This window comes from Klebsiella sp. 2019SCSN059 (genome assembly GCF_021739525.1).
In the GTDB taxonomy this organism is placed as follows: domain Bacteria; phylum Pseudomonadota; class Gammaproteobacteria; order Enterobacterales; family Enterobacteriaceae; genus Klebsiella; species Klebsiella quasipneumoniae.
The window spans coordinates 170,690-191,328 of record NZ_JAKKOM010000006.1 but is presented as its reverse complement, the minus strand read 5'-3'; the positions used below and the strand labels follow the sequence as shown (position 1 = coordinate 191,328).

The window sequence follows — 20,639 nt, the reverse complement described above, 5'->3', positions numbered from 1 at the left end:
AAAGCGGCGTTTCTCCTGGAAATGCGCTTTTCGTCACATTACGCGCGTCAGGTCAAAAAAATAATGGAACGATGTTTTAATATGATTGACCAGCAAAACAGCGCAGCGCACACTAGCGCTTATATCGATTCCATTGCAGGTTCTGGCTATGTCTAAAAAAATTGCCGTCATTGGCGAATGCATGATTGAGCTGTCAGAGAAGAACGGGGCCGTTAACCGCGGCTTTGGCGGCGATACCTTAAACACCTCGGTCTATATCGCGCGGCAGACGGATGCCAGCGCGCTGAGCGTCCACTACGTCACCGCGCTGGGAACCGATGCGTTCAGCCAGCAGATGCTCGACAGCTGGCAGCAGGAAAACGTCAACACCAGCCTGATCCAGCGGATGGCCGACCGCCTGCCGGGGCTGTATTACATTGAAACCGATGACGCCGGCGAGCGCACCTTCTACTACTGGCGCAACGAGGCGGCGGCAAAATTCTGGCTGGAGAGCGATCGCGCGGCGGCGATTTGCGAAGAGCTGGCCACGTTCGACTATCTCTACCTGAGCGGCATCAGCCTCGCCATTCTCAGCCCGGCCAGTCGTGCCAGGCTGTTCACGCTGCTGCGTGAGTGCCGCGGCAACGGCGGCAAGGTGATCTTCGACAACAACTATCGCCCGCGCCTGTGGGCCAGCCAGGCGGAGGCGCAGCAGGTCTATCAGGAGATGCTCGCCTGCACCGATATCGCGTTTCTGACCCTCGATGATGAAGACGCGCTGTGGGGGGAAAAACCGGTCGCCGAGGTGATCGCCCGCACCCACGCCGCCGGCGTGGAAGAGGTGGTGGTGAAGCGCGGAGCGGATGCCTGCCTGGTCTCGGTGAGCGGGCAACCGCTGCGGGAAGTGCCGGCCGTCAAGCTGGCCAAAGAGAAAGTGGTGGATACCACCGCCGCCGGCGACTCCTTCAGCGCCGGCTATCTGGCCGTGCGCCTGACCGGCGGCGATGCTGAATCCGCCGCCAGACGCGGACATCTGACCGCCAGCACGGTGATCCAGTATCGCGGGGCGATCATCCCCCGGGAAGCAATGCCGCAATAATCCTCACCTGTAAGCGCTCTCCGGCCGCCGCTGGCGCGCCGGAGAGGCGTCAGGTTACTGCCCCGACGGGATGTCGCTGGCCTCGCTGTGGGCGTCAACCGTATCGGCGCTGCCGCTGGTCGCTGCGGTCGCCGGACTCGGCGCCATCAGTTTTTCCCACGTGGCCTGCAGCTCCTTCATGTTGTATTCCGGTTCGCCTTTCGGCTGCTGCAACACCAGCGCCATATCCTGAGACAGTTGCTGACGCAGGTACTGGTTCAGCATGTCCACCGTCAGGGAGTTGAGGAACTCCTGACGCAGCTTCTGGTACTGCTCCGGCGCGATATCCACCACCTGATTTTGCAGGGAGCGCATGCGCTGGCTCATCAGAATGTCGGTATCGGTGCGCGCATAGGTGGCAAACAGCTTCTGCAGCTCGAGGCTTTTCTGAGCAATAAGCGCATCAAACTCCTCCTGCGGCAGGCCGTTGTCGCGCACTTTCGCCAGCTCGCGCGAGACCACGCCCAGGTTGTTATTCAGGCGCTCGCCCGGCGATTCGATGTTGATGGCGCACTGCGCGCGCTGATAGAGCACCCGGCAGTCAAAACCAAGACCAATATCCTTGACGTTATTTTTACTCAGGCTCTGCTGCACGTGCCAGAACAGCGCTTCGCGGGCGAGGTCGTCGCGCCAGTAGCGCTGCAGCGCCGCGGAGTCGCGGATCGGCTGCCAGGGGGCGTCCCACATGATGGACAGTTTGTCCTGGCGCACGGCGCTGGTCATGATGCTGACCGGCACGGTGGGCAGCGGCGATAAGGTCGGCACCGCCGCGGGCGTTTCCCGCTTGCCCTTCAGATCGCCAAAGGTTTTGCTGATTTGCTCAGCGACGCTGCGGCTGTCGACGTTACCCACCACGATCAGCGTCATGGCGTCGGGGGTGTACCATTTTTGATAAAAGTCTTTCAGATGCGCCACGTCGATCGGCTGCTTCAGCGGCGCGGCGGGATCGTGGCCCAGCATGGTGGAGCCCTTGAGGCGATAGCGCCACCAGCCCTCTTTGGTATCCAGCGGCCAGGTCGCCACCATGTCGTTGCCCTGCAGCGCGTGATTGATCGATTCAGGCGTAATGGTCAGTTTACCGCTGGCGTCCGCCAGCCAGCTCAGCGCCTCTTTCAGCAGATCGTTGCGGTTATTCGGCAGGCTGAGATTAAACATCGTGTAATCGTAGGAGACGATGGCCGGCGGCAGAGGACGCTTCGGGTCAATACTCTGCTGCCACAGCGAGCGCGCCTGCATCGTCGGCAGGCTGCCGCTTTGCGTCAACGCCAGACGGGGAATAAAACGGCTGAAACCGCTCTGCTGAGTGCTTTCGCTCAGCGAGCCAATATTCACGGACAGACGGACTTCGATACGGTCGCTGGGACGCTGCGGCGTGGCCAGCACCTGCCACGACAACCCATTCGCTAAGGTCCCTTGTTGCCAGGCCGGATCAGGCTGGAGCGCTTCTGCCTGCACATAACCGGCCGCCGCTACCATCAGCAAACCGCCCGTTAAGAGTTTAATTGTTGTGCCCTGCATGTGAACCCCTGATGAACATTCCTGGTTACAACAGCATCCCACTGACGGGCTGCCGAAAAAAGTGAGAGTGAAATACGTCGGTTAGACCACACGGAGACGAAAATGTCGCATGACAACGTAAAATAATCATTTCGTGTCATTCCCGCCGGGCGGAAATGACCTCTAATTATGCGCAGGAGCCCGTACTCCAGCAAGGGAGTACGGGCCTAAGAGGAGGATTTAAGAGGATAATTCGTGCGTTTTGTTCGCGGGAACACGGTTATTCAGCACATCATCCATCTGTTTGGCATCGAGTTCTTTAACCCATTTCGCGACCACCACCGTGGCGACGCCGTTACCCACCAGGTTAGTCAGCGCACGGGCTTCGGACATAAAGCGGTCAATACCGAGGATCAGCGCCAGGCCAGCCACCGGCAAATGCCCGACGGCCGAGATGGTCGCCGCCAGCACGATGAAGCCGCTGCCGGTCACTCCCGCCGCCCCTTTCGAGGAGAGCAGCAGCACCACCAGCAGGGTGATTTGATGGAAAATATCCATATGGCTGTTGGTCGCCTGGGCGATAAAGACCGCCGCCATCGTCAGATAGATAGAGGTGCCGTCGAGGTTGAACGAATAGCCGGTCGGGATCACCAGGCCCACCACCGATTTACGACAGCCGAGCTTCTCCATCTTGTCGAGCATGCGCGGCAGCGCCGATTCGGATGAAGAGGTCCCCAGCACGATCAGCAGCTCTTCGCGGATATAGCGGATAAATTTAAAGATGCTGAAGCCGGTGGCTTTGGCGATTGACCCCAGCACCACCACCACGAACAGGATACAGGTGATATAGAAGCAGATGATCAGCTGGCCCAGCTGCACCAGGGTGCCGACGCCATATTTACCGATGGTGAAGGCCATGGCCCCGAAGGCGCCGATCGGCGCCAGGCGCATGATCATATTGATGATGCCAAAGATGACCTGCGAGAAACTTTCAATGACGTTGAAAATCAGCTGGCCCTTGCTGCCCAGACGATGCAGGGCAAAGCCAAACAGAACGGCGAACAGCAGAACCTGAAGGATGTTGCCGCTGGCGAAGGCGCCAATGACGCTGCCCGGGATCACATCCAGTAAAAAGGCCACCACCCCCTGGTCTTTCGCCTGCTCAGCGTACACCGCCACCGCTTTCGCATCGAGCGTCGACGGGTCGACGTTCATCCCGGCCCCCGGCTGCACCACGTTGACAATAACCAGACCGATAATCAGCGCGATGGTGCTGACCACTTCGAAATAGAGCAACGCCACCGCCCCGGTACGGCCAACGGCTTTCATGCTCTCCATTCCGGCGATCCCCGTCACGACGGTACAGAAGATAACCGGAGCAATCACCATTTTAATCAGCTTAACGAAGGCGTCGCCGAAGGGTTTCATTTGCGCGCCCAGTTCCGGGTAAAAATGGCCCAGCAGAATACCGATCGCTATGGCCGTCAGAACCTGGACATAGAGGCTTTTAAAGATAGAGGTTTTCATAGGGTGTCCTTTGGGAATAACCACAGAGCAAGAAGGGATATTTGACGTCTGTGGCTTAAAAATAACACCCTGGAAACATTTCAGAAATAACTAACGCCGAAAGTGCAACGCGATTGTTAAAATCTTTGAGCTGACTCGCACAAGTCAACAAAACATTTACAAATTTGCATCTTCCCGGACCGGGGATAAATAGCGGGCGCTGAACGCCTCCTGCGGTAAAGCGCAACCGAACAGGTGGCCCTGGAGCACCTCGACGCCGGCGGCTTGCAACCAGCGATACTGGTCTTCCGTTTCCACCCCTTCCGCCACAATGCGCAGCGACAGGCCGCGCGCGAGCTGGATTATCGCCGGCACCATGCTGACATCCTCCGGCAGCATATCGATGAATACCTTATCAATTTTCAGAATATCCACCGGCAGAGCCTTCATCTGCTGCAGCTGGTGCAACCCGGCATAACCCATGCCAAAATCATCCAGCGCAATCCGCACGCCGGCCTCGCGCAGAGGCCGCAACCGCGCCATCACATCCTGCGGATCGTCCATCCGGCAGCTCTCCGTCACCTCAAGGATGAGGGTGCCCGGCGCAATGCGGTAGCGGGCGATCAGCTTCAGCATCTCCTCGCCACGGTCGTGCTCCAGCAGCTGGAGCAGAGAAACATTGACCGACAGCGGCAGCATAATGCCCTGGCTTTGCCAGGCGGCCAGCTGGCGGCAGGCCTCTTCCATCACCCAGTAGCCGACCGGGATAATCAGCCCGCAGGACTCAATGCGCTCAATCAGCGCCGGCGGTAGCGACCAGCTGCCATCCGCCTGCCGCTGGCGCAGCAGCACCTCGGCGCCGCAGAGCTCGCCGCTGGCGCAGGCCACCTGCGGCTGCAGCCAGATCGCGAACTGCTGGTTGTCGAGGGCGGTCATAATTTCGTGCTCTTCCATCAGGCGGCGCTGAGCCTTTTCCATCTGCTCGGGATCGAAGAACTCAATCTGATTTTTACCTTTGCGTCTTGCGGTGACCGCGGCCGAGACCGCGCGCCGGTAAAACTGTTCGGCGCTGAGACCGGGGTGGAACATGGCGATCCCGACGCTGGCGTAGGGCCGCAGCTGCAGACCATGCAGCGGTAAACGTTCATTAATAATAGTGAGCACTTGCTTACTTATCGTCACCGCCTGCCAGGATTCGGCGAGGCCATCGGCGAGAATGGCGAAGTCATAGCCGCTTACCTGGGCCAGCACCATCTGCGGCGGGATCGCGGCGCGCAGCTTCTCCACCAGCGTCAGGAGCAGCATTTCGCGCTGGCTCTCCTTGAGCACGCCGGCGGCGTCCTGCAGGGTTTCACAGGCGACGACGATCAGCGCGGCGCTCTGCGGGCGGGCCACCGTCTGCTCCAGCATCGCCAGCAAAAAGGCTTTATTCGGCAGCTCGGAGACCGGGAAGCGGGTCGACTGGATGGACAGCTCATCATGCTGGCGCACCAGGCTCTGCTGGTTGCGGTTATAGCTGCGCACCAGCATGCCGATCTCGTCGTCATGGTGCAGGCGCGGGAGGGTCAGCTGATGGCCAAGACGCTCCTGCTGGGAGAGATCGTTCAGCTCGCGGGCGATACGCCGCAGGGGGCGAACCATCAGCCGGTTGATGCACCAGGTGAGCGCCACCGTTAGCATCAGCACCAGAAGTAAGTAAGCAGTCACTAACGTAGCAAGGGCGCTCATGACGAATTTATACATGCGATAGGAGTCAGCCTGCAGCACCAGATAGGCCAGCGGCTGCGGGTTGGCCGGCCGCTCCAGCGAATAAATGGGCAGCGAAATCTGCACCGGCAGCTCAAACAGCCGGGTGATGGTCACCGGCACCGACCGCTCAGGGATAAACCGCATCCGCAGCGCCTGGAACTGGTTGGGCAAGACGACATCCGCCCGGCTGACGATGCCAGCAGGCTGGATACGGCTTAAAATGGCTTCCGCTTCCGGAATATCGGCTTTCAGAATAGCCGCAGACAGCGGTTCGCGAACGGATCGCGCGATACTTTCTAACTGCGTGGCCGTGGTAAAGCGACTCTGTTGCACAAAGTGAAACAGCAAAATAGTGCAAAAAACCAATACAAAGGCCATGGACACGCTCGCGACCATCGCCATCTGTTTGATTGTAAGTGAACGGCTGACGCGCAACGGTGTTCTCCACTGATACTGAATGTATACCCGGCATTAATCCTTCAATCCCGGTCGTTTCAGGCTGATTATATACTTAAATCCTTCGCCCACGCCCGCGAGGGATGAAGTGACGGGATAGCTCCGCGCGGTGGCGCAGACGCCGGAGAGACCTCCCCGGCGGCCGACGGTGGGCAACGCCACACGAGTATACGCGAAGCGCGCCGTGGAGTGGTGCTCTGTGACGTAATTCAGCCTATTCTGCTACCAGTCGGCGTAAGGCACCAGCGGCTGGGGCGGCATATCCAGATCCCCCTGCCAGCCGGCCGCCGAATAGCGCACGTAAAGCAGCGCATGGCTCGGGGTGTAGTCCTTCGCCTGCTGAATATCGACCGCGGCGCCAACGAACCAGTTGCTGGTCACCCGCCGCTCCACCAGCGCTCTGGCGGTGTAACCGAATCCCTGGCTGCTGCCGCCCTCCTCCGTCAGTTCGCTGGCGCGCTGCCGGTAGTCGGACGGGATCAGGTTCAGCAGCGGATAGCGGGCTTGCGTCTGGGTACGCGAATGGGACCATGAGACCGATCCGCCGAGTTCCCAGGACCAGTTCTCCGTGCGCTGACGCCAGGTCACCGGCACAGCGAACGAGAGATACTCCTGCGGGCTGTAATAGCCACCCTGGCCGAGGGTGTAGCCGCTGAGATCTTTGTCGTAGTGCCAGATCATATTGTTGAGGCCGACGGTGACGCGACGATTATTCTCGTTAATCACCTTATAGTAGTAGCCGGTCATCCAGCGCACGCGCCAGTTATCCGCCACGTTTTTACCGGTCAGCGAGTCGGCCCCCAGCGAGGACCAGATACCGTGCGCTTCGCCCCGGTCATAGCTGAGGCTCACACCGCCGCCGTCGGCGCGAACGCCGCCCCAGGTGGTGCCAGTATGGCTGTTGCTGTCTTTCTGCCCGCCAAAGGAGAGCAGCGAGCTGGAGATGGGCCGCCGGTGCACGTTGACCGTGTATCCCACCGGCCCGACGTCGCTGCTGTAGCTCAGGCCGCCGACCACATCGACGACATTGAAGCCCATCGGCGTGGTGCCGATATCGCCGCTCCAGGTGTCATTCTTCCAGCCGACCGCTACGCTGGCCCCGCTGTCGGTCTGATTTTTACTGCCGCTGGTACAGGCGATCTCCCCGCAGGTGCCCCAGCTGGGCGAGTAGCTCCCGTCGCTGTGGGTGGAAAAGCTGCCGGCATCCATATTGACCAGGTCGGTGCGGAAGAACATCCGGCCATCCGCCAGCGGGGCATCCACCTGCAGCATGGTGGTATGCGCCTTGAGGTCGGAATAGCCGCCGGTGCCGCTGGATCCCCAAAAGTCGTGTTCCAGGGTGACGTTCAGATCCTGCTGGCGATAAAGGTCGGCGGCATCGCTGCGGATCCCGCGCTTCAGCCAGTCATCCCGGCTGTCGTTGCGCGTCAGCCGGGTAAAGGTATCGTTATCCTGCGGCGGTGCGGGGGTGATGCCGGAGGCCACCATCGCCTCCCGGTAGTGGGTCAGCGCCTGCTGCGGCTCCCCGTTCCGGGTGGCAAAGCGCGCGGCATCGCGCAGCACCAGCGCGCTCTCCATCGAGGGCGGCTGCGCCTTCGCCTGCGGCACAATCTGGTTAAAAATCTGTTGGGCGTCCGCGGTATCGCCAAGGCCGGCTCGCGCCAGGGCGACCCGCCGCTGCATATTCATGGATTCGGCCTCTGCGCCTTTCAGCTGCATGACCTGCGCCCGGGCGGCCTGTTTATCGCCCTCGGCCAGATAGACTTCCGCAAGGCCGAGGCGCGCATCGCCGTTGTCGGCTTCCTGACGCAGCACCCGCTGATAGTCGGCAATCGCCGTCTGGTTGTCCCCGCGCTGCTGGGCCCAGTCGGCCAGCGTCAGGTCATAGCGCACCGAGGCCGGCTGCTGTTTGATGAGGGCGATCGCCTGCGCTTCCTCGCCGCTGTCGCGCAGCTGGTTCGCCTGGCGCAGCACCCGGTCGCTTTGCAGACGCGCCTCCAGTTCACGAATGTTATCCGTCCATGCGCTGCGCGGCAGGGCGGCGATTTGCGCCAGCGCCAGATCGTCCTGGTCGTTCCCCGACAGGTAAAGCCCCGAGGCGTAGATCCGTTCAGCATCCTGCGGCTGGCGGTTGACCATCGCCCGCATCAGCGCATCGGCTTCCTGGCGCTCGCCGGCGCTGACCAGATCCCGCGCCAGACGATAGGTGATCCACACGCTGTCCGGCTCGAGCGCCAGGCGCCGACGCTGAACTTCCGCCGCCTGCGCCCAGTTGCCCTGACTCTCCAGAGCCTGCGCCTGTTTCTCCAGCCGGTCGTTGGTCAGGCTGCGTTCGATATCATCGATGCTGCGCCGCTGGGCGGCAGGAAGACCAGCGATCCAGGCGCTGGCTTTCTCAGGCGATTCAGCGCGATAGAGGTTGGCCAGGCCGCGCACCGCCAGATTATTCCCGCGATCCAGGCGCAACGCCTGCTGATAATAGCGCTCCGCCGCCGACGACGCCTTGCGCGCCGCCGCGACGTCGCCCAGCCCCAGCACGGCATAGCTGTCGGTCCGATCGACCCGCTGCGCCTGGGCATAATAATTCTGCGCCTGTGAAAGCTGACCGGCCTTCAGGGCGTTATCCCCCTGCTTGATCAGCAGCCAGTAGCGGTTGGTTTGCAGCAGGCTGTCCCATTTGCCGCGATTCGGGCTGTCGGGATCCATGGCAATCGCTTTATTGAGCTGGGCCACCGCCCGCGCGCGGTCGCCGCGCTGGGAATAGGCCTGGCCGAGGGCGCCCACCGCATCGCTGTCGCGGCTGTCGGCCTGAACGGCTTTCTGCAGATCCGCCACCGCCTGCGAGGTATTTCCGGATTTGACCGCCGCCAGCCCTTCCGAGCGGGCGCGGAACGTCGGATCCTGCAGCTGCGCCTGCTGCTGGTCAAGCAGGACGCGGGCGTTCGCCGCCACCGAGCCGGTAGGAAACTGCAGCAGGAATTGCTGCAACGCCTGCACGCTGGCCTTGCTCACCGGCATGCTTTTCACCTCGCTGAACCACATATCGGCGGCGATACCGCGTCCTGAGGCTGAGCGGGCCATTTCCGCCAGATAGGCGAACCCTTCCTGCGGTTTGTTATCGGCAAACATCTGCTTCGCCAGCGCCGTCAGCAGGCTGACGTTGCCCGGCGCGCTGGCGTTCAGTTTTTTCAGCTGGCTGACGCCTTCGCTATGACGGGCCGGCAGGCGCGCCACCAGCGTCCAGTATTCAATAGCGGCATCAACATCATCCGGCACGCCGCCGAACAGTTTTTCATAGGCGGCGATGGCTTCATCGACCTTCCCGGCCACGCCCAGCAGTCGCGCCTGCTGCAGCGCCTGACGGCCCTCGCCGGTGTTGCTTTTCATCTCATTGCGCGACGCCTTCAGCTCAGGGGAATCCGGCGCCAGCTTCGTCAGTCGCTCCAGCTCTTTTTGCGCCCCGGCGGTATCCCCCTGGCGCAGCAGATAGCGCATCCGCGCGGCAATCAGGTCCGGGTTGTTGGGGTCGATCAGCTCCAGACGGTATAGCGACTGGCGCACCAGGTCTTCACGATTGCTGGCCTCGCCGAGGCGCACCTGCTCCAGCAGATGTTCCTGGGCGGGCGTCGTCGCCGCCTGCGCTAACGGCAGCAGCGCGACGCCGAGGGACAGCGTGAGTAAACTTAGTGAGAGCTTGCGCATTCCTGGTTCCAGTCAGGTTGTAATTCGCCACCCGCAGTGAAACGAAAACGGTGTTGATCCCAACCCTGACCGAACAGCGTCAGGACCGCGCTGTAGTAGGCATCCGCGCCGGGATAGTTATCGGCGACGCGCTGTCGTTGCACCGACCGGGCCTCGTCGTTCTGTAAAAACGGCAGCATCACCGCGGAGAAGCCCACCGGCCCCTGGCCGCTGGTTTTACCGGTGGCGATATTCACTTTCTCCGTCGGTACCCCCTGTTCCGTGGTCTGCGCCGCCATCGGCGCAAAGCGGGCCAGCAGACGCGCTTTTTGCTTATCGCCATCATGAAGCATGCCCACCCACAGGTAGACGCGAATCGCGTCATAGCTGCCGATCAGCGGCTTCTCCGTTTTCAGCTGCCAGCCTTTCCCTTTCTCATAGCGCACCCAGTCCGGGGTAAAGCCTTTCGGCGCGGTCTCCAGCAGCAGACGCAGGTTCGTGTCGCGCAGGGTGGGCCACGGCGCGCCAAAACGCACAAAATAGGTGGCCAGCTGCGGCGGAAGATAGCTGGGGTTAAACCGCCAGCCGCTGTCGTCGGCAAAACCGACTTTTCCCGGCAGCAGCATCGTGCCAAGGCCCGGCACCGCCACCGTCTCTTCGTCGACAATCCGCGCCAGCAGCGCTTTCCCGGTCTCGGTGTACTGCGGCTGCTGCCACAGGCGCCCCGCCTCCAGCAGCGCCCAGGCTATCCACAGATCCGAGTCGGATGCCGAATTGCTATCCAGCAGCGTCCACTGTTCGTCGTCCTTTTTACCCCACAGCCAGCCCGGCAGATGCTGCCGCAGGTCGCCCTCCGCCAGGTTGTTCTGCGTCCAGGTCAGCAGCTTGTCGAACCCCGCGCGATCGTTGGCCGCCAGGGCAAAGAACAGGCCATAGCTCTGTCCTTCGGAAGTGGAAATTTTGCGCGCATCGCTGGGGTCGATCACCCGCCCCTCGGGGCTGACGTACGCTTTCTTAAACTGCTCCCAGGCGGGCCACTGGCAAGCGGCGCTCGCCTGGCCCGCCGCCAGTACCAGCGCGGAGAGCACCGCGCCGCAAAGTACTTTCATCATCGTTTATTCATCATCCAGGCTAAGGCGGCGGCGGCTGATAATGCGCAGCATGCGCCACAGCACCCACGCCAGCAGCACGATACTGACCGCGGCGAAGATCGCCAGCAGTATCGGGTGGTTAGAGAGCGCGAACCAGATGCGCTCGAACCAGGGCAGATGGCCGACATAGTAAACATCGCCCACCCGCAGGCTGTTGACGCCGGATTCGCGGATCACCGCCACCGAGCCAAACATCGCCGCCCGCTTACCGCTGTCGTTGAGGGCGTTGGTCAGCAATTCATTACCGCGCGGGCTGTCGGCCAGCAGGGCCACCACGCTACGCTGATCGTTGTAGGGCGACTGGAAGCCAATCACCGCCGCCATCGGTCCGGAAGAGGTGATGTCGGTGCGGGTGTTGGGCGTGCGGGCCTCGTCATCGGGATAAATGCTCGCCAGGTCATAGTGGCGCATCGGCATTTTCACCCAGCTTTTGGTCGCCTCGACCAGCAGGTTGATTTTGGTATCGTCCTTGAGAGACGAGGGGATCGCGCCGATCAGCAGCAGATCCGCGTCTTTATTCTTGATCTGGTTGCCATCGTCGGTCATTTGCAGATTAATCGCCGCCAGGCCGGTCTGCGAACCGATGCCGCCCAGCGCCTGCAGCAGCGTCGCCACCTGGCCCTGGGTCGGCGCCTTCGGCACCACCACCAGGGTGTCGGCGAGGTCAGCCATTCGGCTGTAAGGGAAGCCCGCATTGGCGAAGACGCGCAGGTCCGGCAGCGCAATAAAGTGATAATACTTCGAGAAGTCGATGGTCGAATCGTCGCCGATCACCACATGGTTCTGCACCGGCTGGAAGGTAATACAGTTGTCGATGGAGCCGCCGGGCATCGGGTTCATGTACTGGAAGTCAAAGCGCAGCTGGTTCACCGCCCCAAGACGCAGCGCGGGGATGGTGACCTCCGATTTGCCGTCCAGCAGCCCCTGCAGCACCGGCAGGCGCAGGATCAGTTTGTTCACGTCCTGGGAGCTGTTAAGGCTGAACGACTGCAGGAACTGGTCGTTGAGGCTGATATCCATCCGCGAGCTGTCCTTCACCGGCGGCATGGTGTAGCGATATTTCAGATCCATATCGATGCCGTTGGCCCGCAGCAGATAGAGATCCGGCGGCAGGTTAAGCGCCACGGTGATGGCATCCGGCACCAGCCCGCTGGACTGCAGCTGTTGCTCATAGGTTTTCAGCTCAGCAAAGGTGACCGAGCGGTCGGTGCGCACCCAGTTTGGCGCATCGTATGGCTGCCGCGGCTGCAGGGTTTTGATGCCGTCCACGGTGACACTGCTGCCGCGGAACAGAATATTGCCCTGGGCAATCCCCTTCGCCGCCAGCAGCAGGTCTTTATCATCGCGGCCGAAAATCACCAGCAGCTTGACGTAAGGATCGTTCGGGTTGTCGATCATTTCGATGGTCGGCGCGTTGACCGGCGGATGATCGCGCAGGAAATCCGGACGCTTGTCGTTGGTGGCGAAGACAATGGCGTTACGATCCGGCAGTTCGTTGAAATAGACCGGGAACTGCTGGCCGCGCCAGCCGGCCTTGCTGCCGAACCATGAGGCGATAATCGCCGCCGCCTGCTGCTGGGCCACCGCCGGCGAACCCGGGAAAATCATCGGCAGCGTCAGCGGGCGGTTGTCGCGCGGATCGTAGAACGGCACCGGGAAGTGCGACAGATCGTTATGCACCTTCAGCGACTGGTAGGTGAGATCCAGATAGCTTTCGCGCCCGACGTCCAGCCACAGCGTGCTGCTGGCCGGGTTTTCGCAGACATCGCGATAGTGGCCGACAAACTCCAGCCGTATGCGGTTGAAGTCGGTGATATACAGCGGGTCAATCGGCAGCTGCGCGCGGATCTTTTTCCCCAGCTGCTCTTTGGTGACGGGCAGGACGCCCATCAGCTCATCGTTGAGATAGACTTTCAGCTGCGACTGCACGGGCAGCAGCGAGGGCGACGGGGTATATTCCAGATTGAGCAGCGCGTTGGCGACCAGCTCATCGCTGCGCATGCCGAATTCGACCGAGGCGTCAGGCCGTGAGCCGCGCAGCACAATGCTGCCCGGAGGCGGCGCGATGGTGGCAAAGGTCAGCTTCACCTCCCGCTGCGGGATATTCTCGGCGACCACCGCCGGAGCGGTCGGTTCGGCGAGGGTCGCCGTCGGCTCGCCAATCGTCACCGGCGCGGGCGGGGTGGCCGCCTGCGGCTGAACGCCAGGAGCCGGGTTCACCACGGCGGCCGGCGCCGCGTAAGAGGCCAGCGGATACCAGCTGCACATGCCCACCGCTACTGCACACATCCAGGAAAGTTTTCTTTTCATCGCATTATCATCATTGTTGAGCCATTGCCGGGTCTGCGGAGAGCGTCGGCGCGGCGCGTTCAGGGCGTCGGGGTACAAACGACACTATCCATGCCACCAGCGAGGTGAGCGCGCGGAAAATGACCTTCACCGACGGCGGCGAAAACTCCGCCAGGTGACGGTAACCACGGAATCCAAGCTTGAGGATATCCAGCAGGCTTTCCATCGGCTTATCTTCCGGGAAGCTATCCTGCCAAAGCGCCCACGTATCGGCGCGGGCAAACGTACACTGCACAAAATCGATATGCTGCTGGTTGGTCAACGGCAGCAGCTGCAATCCCACTTAGTTGCCGTTTACCCGCGCGACCCGCACCGGGAAGACATACTCCTGCTGTCCCCGTTTGAGCAGCAGCCTGGCGTTCTGCCCCTCCAGCACCTGCGCGTCGCTGTGAATTTTGATCCCCAGGCCGCCGTCGGAATAGTCGTGAACGGTGCAGGAGAACAGATGGCCGTCATCGCGGGCGATGGCCGCCGGCATGCTCATTTCGACACGATGCGACCGGCGTACCTGCTTGCTTTCAACCGAGACCGCCACCGCGCCGCCAAGAATAATCAGGTTGTAAAACACCCAGACAATACTCACCCAGACGGTGAGAATTTCGTTTTCCGGGCCGTACATAAAGCGCCAGATCCCCACCGCGACGCCGACCAGGTTGAGCAGCACGAGGTAGATATAGGGCCGGGAGATCACCCAGTCGACATACTCCTCTTCCACCAGCCCACCCTTCGCGGTGACGTTGAATTTGCCTTTATGCGGGTTAATCAACGCCACAAAGGTGGGCGGCGCGATATACCAGGCGAGCACCGTCTCGTAGATTTCACTCCAGAACGAATGGCGGTATTTGCCCTGAATCTTCGAGTTGGTCAGGCTGGCGTGGATCATATGCGGCAGCACGAACAGCGCGATCATCAGCGCCGGCGCATAAATGATATAGGCATGGAGCAGCAAAAAGGCCAGCGGCGCCGTGAGGAAGATGAGGCGCGGAATACCGGAGAGGAAGTGGAGCATGGCGTTGGCGTAGCAGACGCGCTGCGCCAGCTTCAGCCCCTTGCCAAACAGCGGGTTATCGAGACGGAAAATCTGCACCATGCCGCGCGCCCAGCGGATGCGCTGGCCAATGTGCGCCGACAAACTCTCCGTCGCCAGCCCCGCGGCCTGCGGAATACGCATATAGGCGGAGGTGTAGCCGCGCCGGTGCAGGCGCAGCGAGGTGTGGGCATCTTCGGTCACTGTTTCGACGGCGATGCCGCCAATCTCGTCCAGCGGGCCGCGGCGGATCACGGCGCAGGAGCCGCAGAAGAAGGTGGCGTCCCACATATCGTTCCCGTCCTGCACCAGGCCGTAGAACAGGGTGCCTTCGTTCGGCGTTTTGCGAAAACGGCCAAGGTTGCGCTCAAAGGGGTCTGGCGAGAAGAAATGGTGCGGGGTCTGCATCATCGCCAGCTCTTTCTCTTTCAGGAACCAGCCCATGGTCATCTGCAGAAACGAGCGCGTCGGCACGTGGTCGCAGTCAAAGATCGAGACAAACTCCCCTTTGGCGTATTTCAGCGCATTGTTGATGTTACCGGCCTTGGCGTGCTCATGGCTGGTACGGGCGATGTAGTGCACCCCGACATCTTTGGCAAACTGGCGAAACGCTTCCCGTCCGCCGTCGTCGAGGATCCAGATGTTGAGCTTGTCCTTCGGCCAGTCGATGCCCTGCGAGGCATAGATGGTGTTTTTCACCACGTTGAGATCTTCGTTGTAGGTGGGGACGAAGATATCCACCGTCGGCCACAGATCCATGTCCTCCGGCAGCGGCACCGGTTGGCGGTTCAACGGCCAGACCACCTGGAAGTAGCCCAGCACCAGTACCACCCAGGCGTAGGTCTCGGCGAACAGCAAAATAATCCCGCACACCAGGCTTACCGGGTCGTTCCAGTTCAGCGTCGAGGTGTAGCGCCACCAGATATAGCGGCACGAGACCGTCAGCGACAGCACGATCAGCATCAGCGCCGAGAAGCGGCCGGGGATGCGCCGCACCAGCAGCGCCACGCCCCACAGCAGCATCAGGAAGATAAATTGCGACAGCGGGTTAAAGGGCTGCGTAATACACATCAGCGCCAGCACCAGCGAGCAGCAGGTCACCACTCCGAGGATCGCCCGGCGCAGTTTAGGATTGAGGTGCGCCAGCTCTTTCTGTTTATCCAGATGGCGGGTGCGGGCGTTAACCTGCTCAGGCAGTTTCTCCATCCATTGCGCGTAGCGACCATGCACCCCTTCCAGCGCCGCCAGCGAACGCCAGTTGACCTTTTTCTCCGGCTCCGGCACGCGGGTCGCCAGCAGCCACAGGGATTGCAACAGATAGCGCAGCGGATCCAGGAGCCGTGGCCGGTGCGGATTAATATGGGGGAAATAGGTGTCATGGTGCGCCAGAATCGCCTGCCAGCGCGGCGTCTCCAGCGGCATGAGCGCCCAGACCAGCGATGCCCACAGGCAGCCAAGCGACGCCGACAGCCAGGAGGCGCCATGCTGCCGGTAATCGTCATAGCGCGCGCGCAGCCGTTCCCCCACCGGCGGGGCCAACAGCAGCGTGCTGAGGCGGATCATACCGCCCTCCCGCCGGCATAGTGGATCAGGCACCAGTTCGCCAGGGTCAGCACCTCTTCCGCCGCCAGAGAGTCCTGGCGATACTCCCCAAGGGGCTGTTTCGCCGCCAGGCACTCGGCCATCGCCTCGTCGCGGTGAATGGTCACCGGCAGGATCCGCGGCTGGCTCTCGAGCCACAGCTGGTAGAGATCTTCCTGCAGCTGGCTGCCGACCCGCAGATCGTTAATCAGAATATCGCTGTTGGCCGGAAAGGGCTGCTGGTGCAAACGGATATGGCTGTTGGCGTCGGGATGGACCACCACCAGCGAGCGGTCGCAGAGCGTCAGCAGCTCGCGGGTCAACGGCGAATAGCCCGCCGGCAGATCCAGCAGCAGCCAGCGGTACTGGCCCTGCAGCTGCTGTACCGCTTCCGTCATCGCTCCCAGGGTGGGCAGCAGCTGGTCGACGTTTTCTCTTTCGCCCGCGCTGAGCTGGCCAAACGGCAGCAGATCGATATGTTGCGTATAGCGCAGACCCGCGTCGCGCCAGTCACGGCCGTCAAGCAGCGACCGGGCCCAGCCGTCCTGATGATGGATATCGGTGTTGAAAAAAAAGCGCAGCATATTATCCGGGCTGGCGTCGATCGCCAGCACGCTTTCACCGAGCAATTGCAGCGCCCAGGCGAGTGCAGCCGTAATGGACGTGACGCCAGTTCCCCCGCGCACGCCCTGTAATCCCAGAATAGCCATCTCCGGCTTCCTTATTTTTTCTCTGCAAACTCTGCCAGCAGCGGCCAGCGCTTCAGCGCTGCGTTCAGCTGTTCACGCCTCGAAATATCATGATAATCAATATCCGGCAGGGAAAATGCCCGGCTTAGCGCCAAAAAATCATTTTGAAAGGTGTACCCCAGCGTGGCGTCCGTGGGTACGACAGGATCTTTTGCTGGCATATCTCTGTCCGTTCGAAATTTATTATTAAACCAGAGGACGTATACAGCGCTTCCTTAAAAAGCAGGTGTACATGCTAAAACTGATGACCTTTAATTTCAATGTTAGGTTTACTCTGTCAGTTTCGCTAGTAAACTTATCCAGTGTGAATCAGGGCGCACGAGGGATGCCGTGGATAGTGTATTTACTTTGGGTATTTCATCATTATGGGATGAAGTGTGCCATATGCCGGTCGGCGGGGTATGGTGGCTCAACGTTGACCGTTATGCCGATGCCGTCAGTCTGGTTAATCAGACGCTGGCCGCGCAGGCGAAAAACAGCAAAGTTGCCGCGCTGGTCATGGGTGATAAACCTGATGATATCATTTCATTAGATAGCATTCATGGCCCGAATAATATCGCGCTGTTTACCCTGCCGAATCGCCCGGAGGCGCTGGAAGAAATACATCGTGATTTAGTCTGCTCCCTCGAGCCTGGCAATTATTTGTTTATTCTGCTATGCGCTGAAAATGCCTGGCAAAATATAAATAATGAAAAGTTATGCGCCTGGGTGGAAAAAACCAGTCGCTGGGCGCAATATCATCGCTGCACGTTCTTAGCGATCAATCCCGCCCAGGATATCGATCGGCAGCTCACCCCGTTATTACGCGCGTACCGATCCCTTTCCGGTCTGGCAAGTATTCGCTACCAGGGCGACCGCCATCTTTTTGATATTGCCTGGTGGGGAAGCGATAAAGGCATCAGCGCCCAGCAGCAGCTGATGGTGCAACACGACGACGCCGGCTGGCGATTAGCGCAGGATGCTGAAACCAGCGTGCAGCCGCGTAGCGACGAAAAAGCGATCCTCAGCCATGTGCGCGTCCTCGAAGGCGCCCCGCCGCTCTCGGAATACTGGACCCTGTTCGATACCAATGACGAGGTCTTCAACGCCGGGCGCACTGCGCAGGCGGCGACGATCCTCTTCTCCATTACCCAGAATACGCAAATTGAACAGCTGGGGCGCTATATTCATACCCTGCGTCGTCAGCGCGGCACCGCGCTGAAAATTATTGTCCGCGAACAAACCCCCAGCCTGCGCGCGACCGATGAGCGGCTGCTGCTCAGCAGCGGCGCCAGCCTGGTGATCCCCAACAGCGCGTCGCTTTCCCGCTGCCTGACGCTGATTGAAAGCGTACAGAACCAAAAGTTCTCCCGGCGTATCCCGGAAGATTTTGCCACCCTGCTCACCTGGAGCCAGCCGTTAAAGCTGCGGGGCTATCAGAAATGGGACGCCTTTTGCGAAGCGGTGCACAACGTGATGACCAATACCCTGCTGCCGGCCGACAGCAAAGGCGTGATGGTGGCCCTGCGCCCGGCGCCGGGGCTGCGCGTCGAGCAGGCGCTGACGTTATGCAAACCCAACCGGATGGGCGACATTATGACCATCGGCAATAACCGGCTGGTGCTGTTCTTGTCATTTTGCCGAATCAATGACCTCGACACCGCGCTAAATCATATTTTCCCGCTGCCGACCGGCGATATTTTTTCTAACCGTATGGTGTGGTTTGAAGACAAACAGATCCTCTCGGAAATCGTGATCATGCGCGGCGTCGAGCCGGCGCGCTGGAACACGCCGCTGCCCCTCTCGGTCGGTAAAAACGAAACCATCAACGCCACCCATGATGGACGCCACTGGCGACGCTATCCCGAACCACACCGGTTAACCACCCGTGAGGAGCAAGCCTGATGATGTCTATCGCCGATATTCTGCAACTGGTGGTGCTCTGCGCCCTGCTGTTTTTTCCGCTGGGCTACCTGACGCGCCACTATCAGCGCCGGATCCGCACGACGTTAAGATTGATGTTCTTTAAACCCCGTTACGTGAAACCGGCAGGGGTATTACGCCGGGGAACAACGGTTAAGCAAGGCAAAGCGAATAAATGACAAATAAAAAAACGACCGCGGCACCGCTTCCGCTCTGGCAGTACTGGCGCGGCCTTGGCGGCTGGAACTTATACTTTCTGGTCAAGTTTGCCCTGCTGTGGGCCGGGTATCTCAATTTCCACCCGATGCTGAACCTGGTGTTTCTCGCCTTTCTGCTGGTGCCGATCCCGCGTGAAAAGCTGCACCGCATCCGCCACTGGATCGCCATTCCGCTCGGCTTCGCGCTGTTCTGGCATGATACCTGGCTGCCCGGGCCGGAGACGCTGCTTAGCCAGGGCTCGCAAATCGCCGGCTTCAGCGCCAGCTATATCTGGGATCTGATTGTCCGCTTTATCAACTGGAGCATGGTCGGCGCCTTCTTTGTTTTACTGGTGCTATGGCTGTTTATCAGCCAGTGGCTGCGCGTTACCGTGTTTGTCTCCGCGATGGTCGTCTGGCAGGCGGTCAGCCCGTTGCTGCCGGCCTTTACCATTTGGCCTGCCGGTCAGCCCACCACCGCCGCCGCCACCGCGCCGGCCAACGTCGGGACCAACGCCGCCGCTGGCGCCGCGTCCAGCCCGGCCAGCCCGGCCAGCAGCGATATTCCGCCGCAGACCGAGCCGCCGACCTCGGCCAATCTCACCAACTGGCTGAACGGTTTCTATGCCGCCGAGCAGAAGCGCAAGACGCCGTTCCCGGACCAGCTGCCGGCGGATGCGCAGCCGTTTGACCTGCTGGTGATCAATATCTGCTCGCTCTCCTGGTCGGATATTGAAGCCGCCGGGCTGATGGACCACCCGCTGTGGAAGCATTTCGATATCGTCTTCAAAAACTTTAACTCCGCGACCTCCTACAGCGGACCGGCGGCGGTGCGCCTGCTGCGCGCCAGCTGCGGCCAGCTGTCGCATACCAACCTGTATCAGCCGTCCGGCGCCGATTGCTACCTGTTTGAAAACCTGGCGAAACTCGGCTTCAACCAGCAGCTGATGCTCGGCCACAACGGCCTGTTCGGCGACTTCCTGAAAGAGCTGCGTTCGCTGGGCGGCATGCAGAGCCCGCTGATGGACCAGAGCGGTCTGCCGGTCAGCCTGCAGGCGTTTGACGGCTCGCCGGTGTACGAGGATCTGGCGGTCCTCAACCGCTGGCTGAAGACCGAAGAGGCCAGCAGCAATCCGCGGAGCGCCACCTTCTATAACACCCTGCCGCTGCATGACGGCAACCACTTCCCGGGACAAAGCAAAACCGCGGACTACAAAGTGCGCGCGCAAAAGCTGTTTGACGACCTGGATAACTTCTTCACCGAGCTGGAAAAATCGGGGCGGAAGGTGATGGTGGTGGTGGTGCCGGAACACGGCGGCGCGCTGAAGGGCGATAAGATGCAGGTGTCTGGCCTGCGGGATATCCCGAGCCCGTCGATCACTAACGTCCCGACGGCGGTGAAATTCTTCGGCATGAAGGCGCCGCATGAAGGCGCGCCGATTATCATCGATCAGCCCAGCAGCTACCTGGCGGTGTCGGAGCTGGTGGTGCGCGCCCTCGACGGCAAAATGTTCAGCGAAGAGAGCGTCAACTGGCAGCAGTATGTCGCCAACCTGCCGCAGAGCGCGGCGGTGTCCGAAAACGCCAACGCCATCGTTATCCAGTATCAGGGCAAGCCGTATGTCCAGCTGAATGGCGGAAGCTGGGTGCCTTATCCGCAATAAGCGACAAGGCCGC

12 protein-coding genes and 1 pseudogene are annotated in these 20,639 nt (G+C 60.9%); 4 read left to right on the top strand and 9 right to left on the bottom strand.

Annotated elements, in window-relative coordinates; genetic code table 11:
* Positions 1-148: 148 nt before the first annotated feature.
* Entirely contained in the window at positions 149-1,078 is a 930-nt protein-coding gene (locus L2I46_RS09960; protein WP_105491063.1) for a sugar kinase, read from the top strand.
* 54 nt (positions 1,079-1,132) lie between these two features.
* On the opposite strand, the gene L2I46_RS09955 is transcribed toward L2I46_RS09960, so the two are convergent.
* From L2I46_RS09955 to bcsR, 9 genes and pseudogenes are all read right to left on the bottom strand, one after another.
* Positions 1,133-2,635: a M16 family metallopeptidase gene (locus L2I46_RS09955; protein ID WP_032454303.1), complete on the bottom strand. Its 1,503-nt coding sequence runs from the start codon at positions 2,633-2,635 to the stop codon at positions 1,133-1,135.
* Positions 2,636-2,854: 219 nt separating this feature from the next.
* Positions 2,855-4,141, bottom strand: coding sequence for a dicarboxylate/amino acid:cation symporter (locus L2I46_RS09950; RefSeq protein WP_023291290.1), 1,287 nt, complete (start codon positions 4,139-4,141; stop codon positions 2,855-2,857).
* 156 nt (positions 4,142-4,297) lie between these two features.
* The gene (hmsP, locus tag L2I46_RS09945) at positions 4,298-6,304 is read right to left on the bottom strand and encodes a biofilm formation regulator HmsP (protein WP_044525008.1); all 2,007 of its coding nucleotides are present in this window, start codon (positions 6,302-6,304) and stop codon (positions 4,298-4,300) included.
* 243 nt (positions 6,305-6,547) lie between these two features.
* Entirely contained in the window at positions 6,548-10,027 is a 3,480-nt protein-coding gene (gene bcsC, locus L2I46_RS09940; protein ID WP_236947815.1) for a cellulose synthase complex outer membrane protein BcsC, read from the bottom strand.
* The gene (gene bcsZ, locus L2I46_RS09935; RefSeq protein ID WP_236947814.1) at positions 10,009-11,118 is read right to left on the bottom strand and encodes a cellulose synthase complex periplasmic endoglucanase BcsZ; all 1,110 of its coding nucleotides are present in this window, start codon (positions 11,116-11,118) and stop codon (positions 10,009-10,011) included. The genes bcsC and bcsZ overlap by 19 nt, the downstream gene beginning before the upstream one ends.
* A 3-nt stretch (positions 11,119-11,121) precedes the next feature.
* Complete coding sequence (gene bcsB / locus L2I46_RS09930) at positions 11,122-13,467, bottom strand: cellulose biosynthesis cyclic di-GMP-binding regulatory protein BcsB (protein ID WP_032429225.1); 2,346 nt, start codon at positions 13,465-13,467, stop codon at positions 11,122-11,124.
* 10 nt (positions 13,468-13,477) lie between these two features.
* Positions 13,478-16,096 (bottom strand): annotated as a pseudogene (gene bcsA, locus L2I46_RS09925) (UDP-forming cellulose synthase catalytic subunit).
* Positions 16,093-16,824 carry a cellulose biosynthesis protein BcsQ gene (bcsQ, locus tag L2I46_RS09920; RefSeq protein WP_072421040.1) on the bottom strand — a complete coding sequence of 244 codons (732 nt, stop codon included), beginning with the start codon at positions 16,822-16,824 and terminating at the stop codon, positions 16,093-16,095. Before bcsQ ends, bcsA begins: the two are co-directional and overlap by 4 nt.
* Before the next feature lie 11 nt (positions 16,825-16,835).
* Positions 16,836-17,024, bottom strand: a complete 189-nt coding sequence (gene bcsR, locus L2I46_RS09915; RefSeq protein ID WP_023291297.1) for a cellulose biosynthesis protein BcsR — start codon at positions 17,022-17,024, stop codon at positions 16,836-16,838.
* A 169-nt stretch (positions 17,025-17,193) separates the two neighbouring features.
* On the opposite strand from bcsR, the gene bcsE reads away from it, so the two are divergent.
* Genes bcsE through bcsG form a run of 3 tightly spaced genes read left to right on the top strand, consistent with a single transcriptional unit; the run spans position 17,194 to position 20,626 of the window.
* Positions 17,194-18,747: a cellulose biosynthesis protein BcsE gene (gene bcsE / locus L2I46_RS09910; RefSeq protein ID WP_023291298.1), complete on the top strand. Its 1,554-nt coding sequence runs from the start codon at positions 17,194-17,196 to the stop codon at positions 18,745-18,747.
* The gene (bcsF, locus tag L2I46_RS09905; protein ID WP_004204976.1) at positions 18,747-18,944 is read left to right on the top strand and encodes a cellulose biosynthesis protein BcsF; all 198 of its coding nucleotides are present in this window, start codon (positions 18,747-18,749) and stop codon (positions 18,942-18,944) included. Before bcsE ends, bcsF begins: the two co-directional genes overlap by 1 nt.
* The gene (gene bcsG, locus L2I46_RS09900; RefSeq protein WP_048298548.1) at positions 18,941-20,626 is read left to right on the top strand and encodes a cellulose biosynthesis protein BcsG; all 1,686 of its coding nucleotides are present in this window, start codon (positions 18,941-18,943) and stop codon (positions 20,624-20,626) included. Before bcsF ends, bcsG begins: the two co-directional genes overlap by 4 nt.
* Positions 20,627-20,639: the final 13 nt, after the last annotated feature.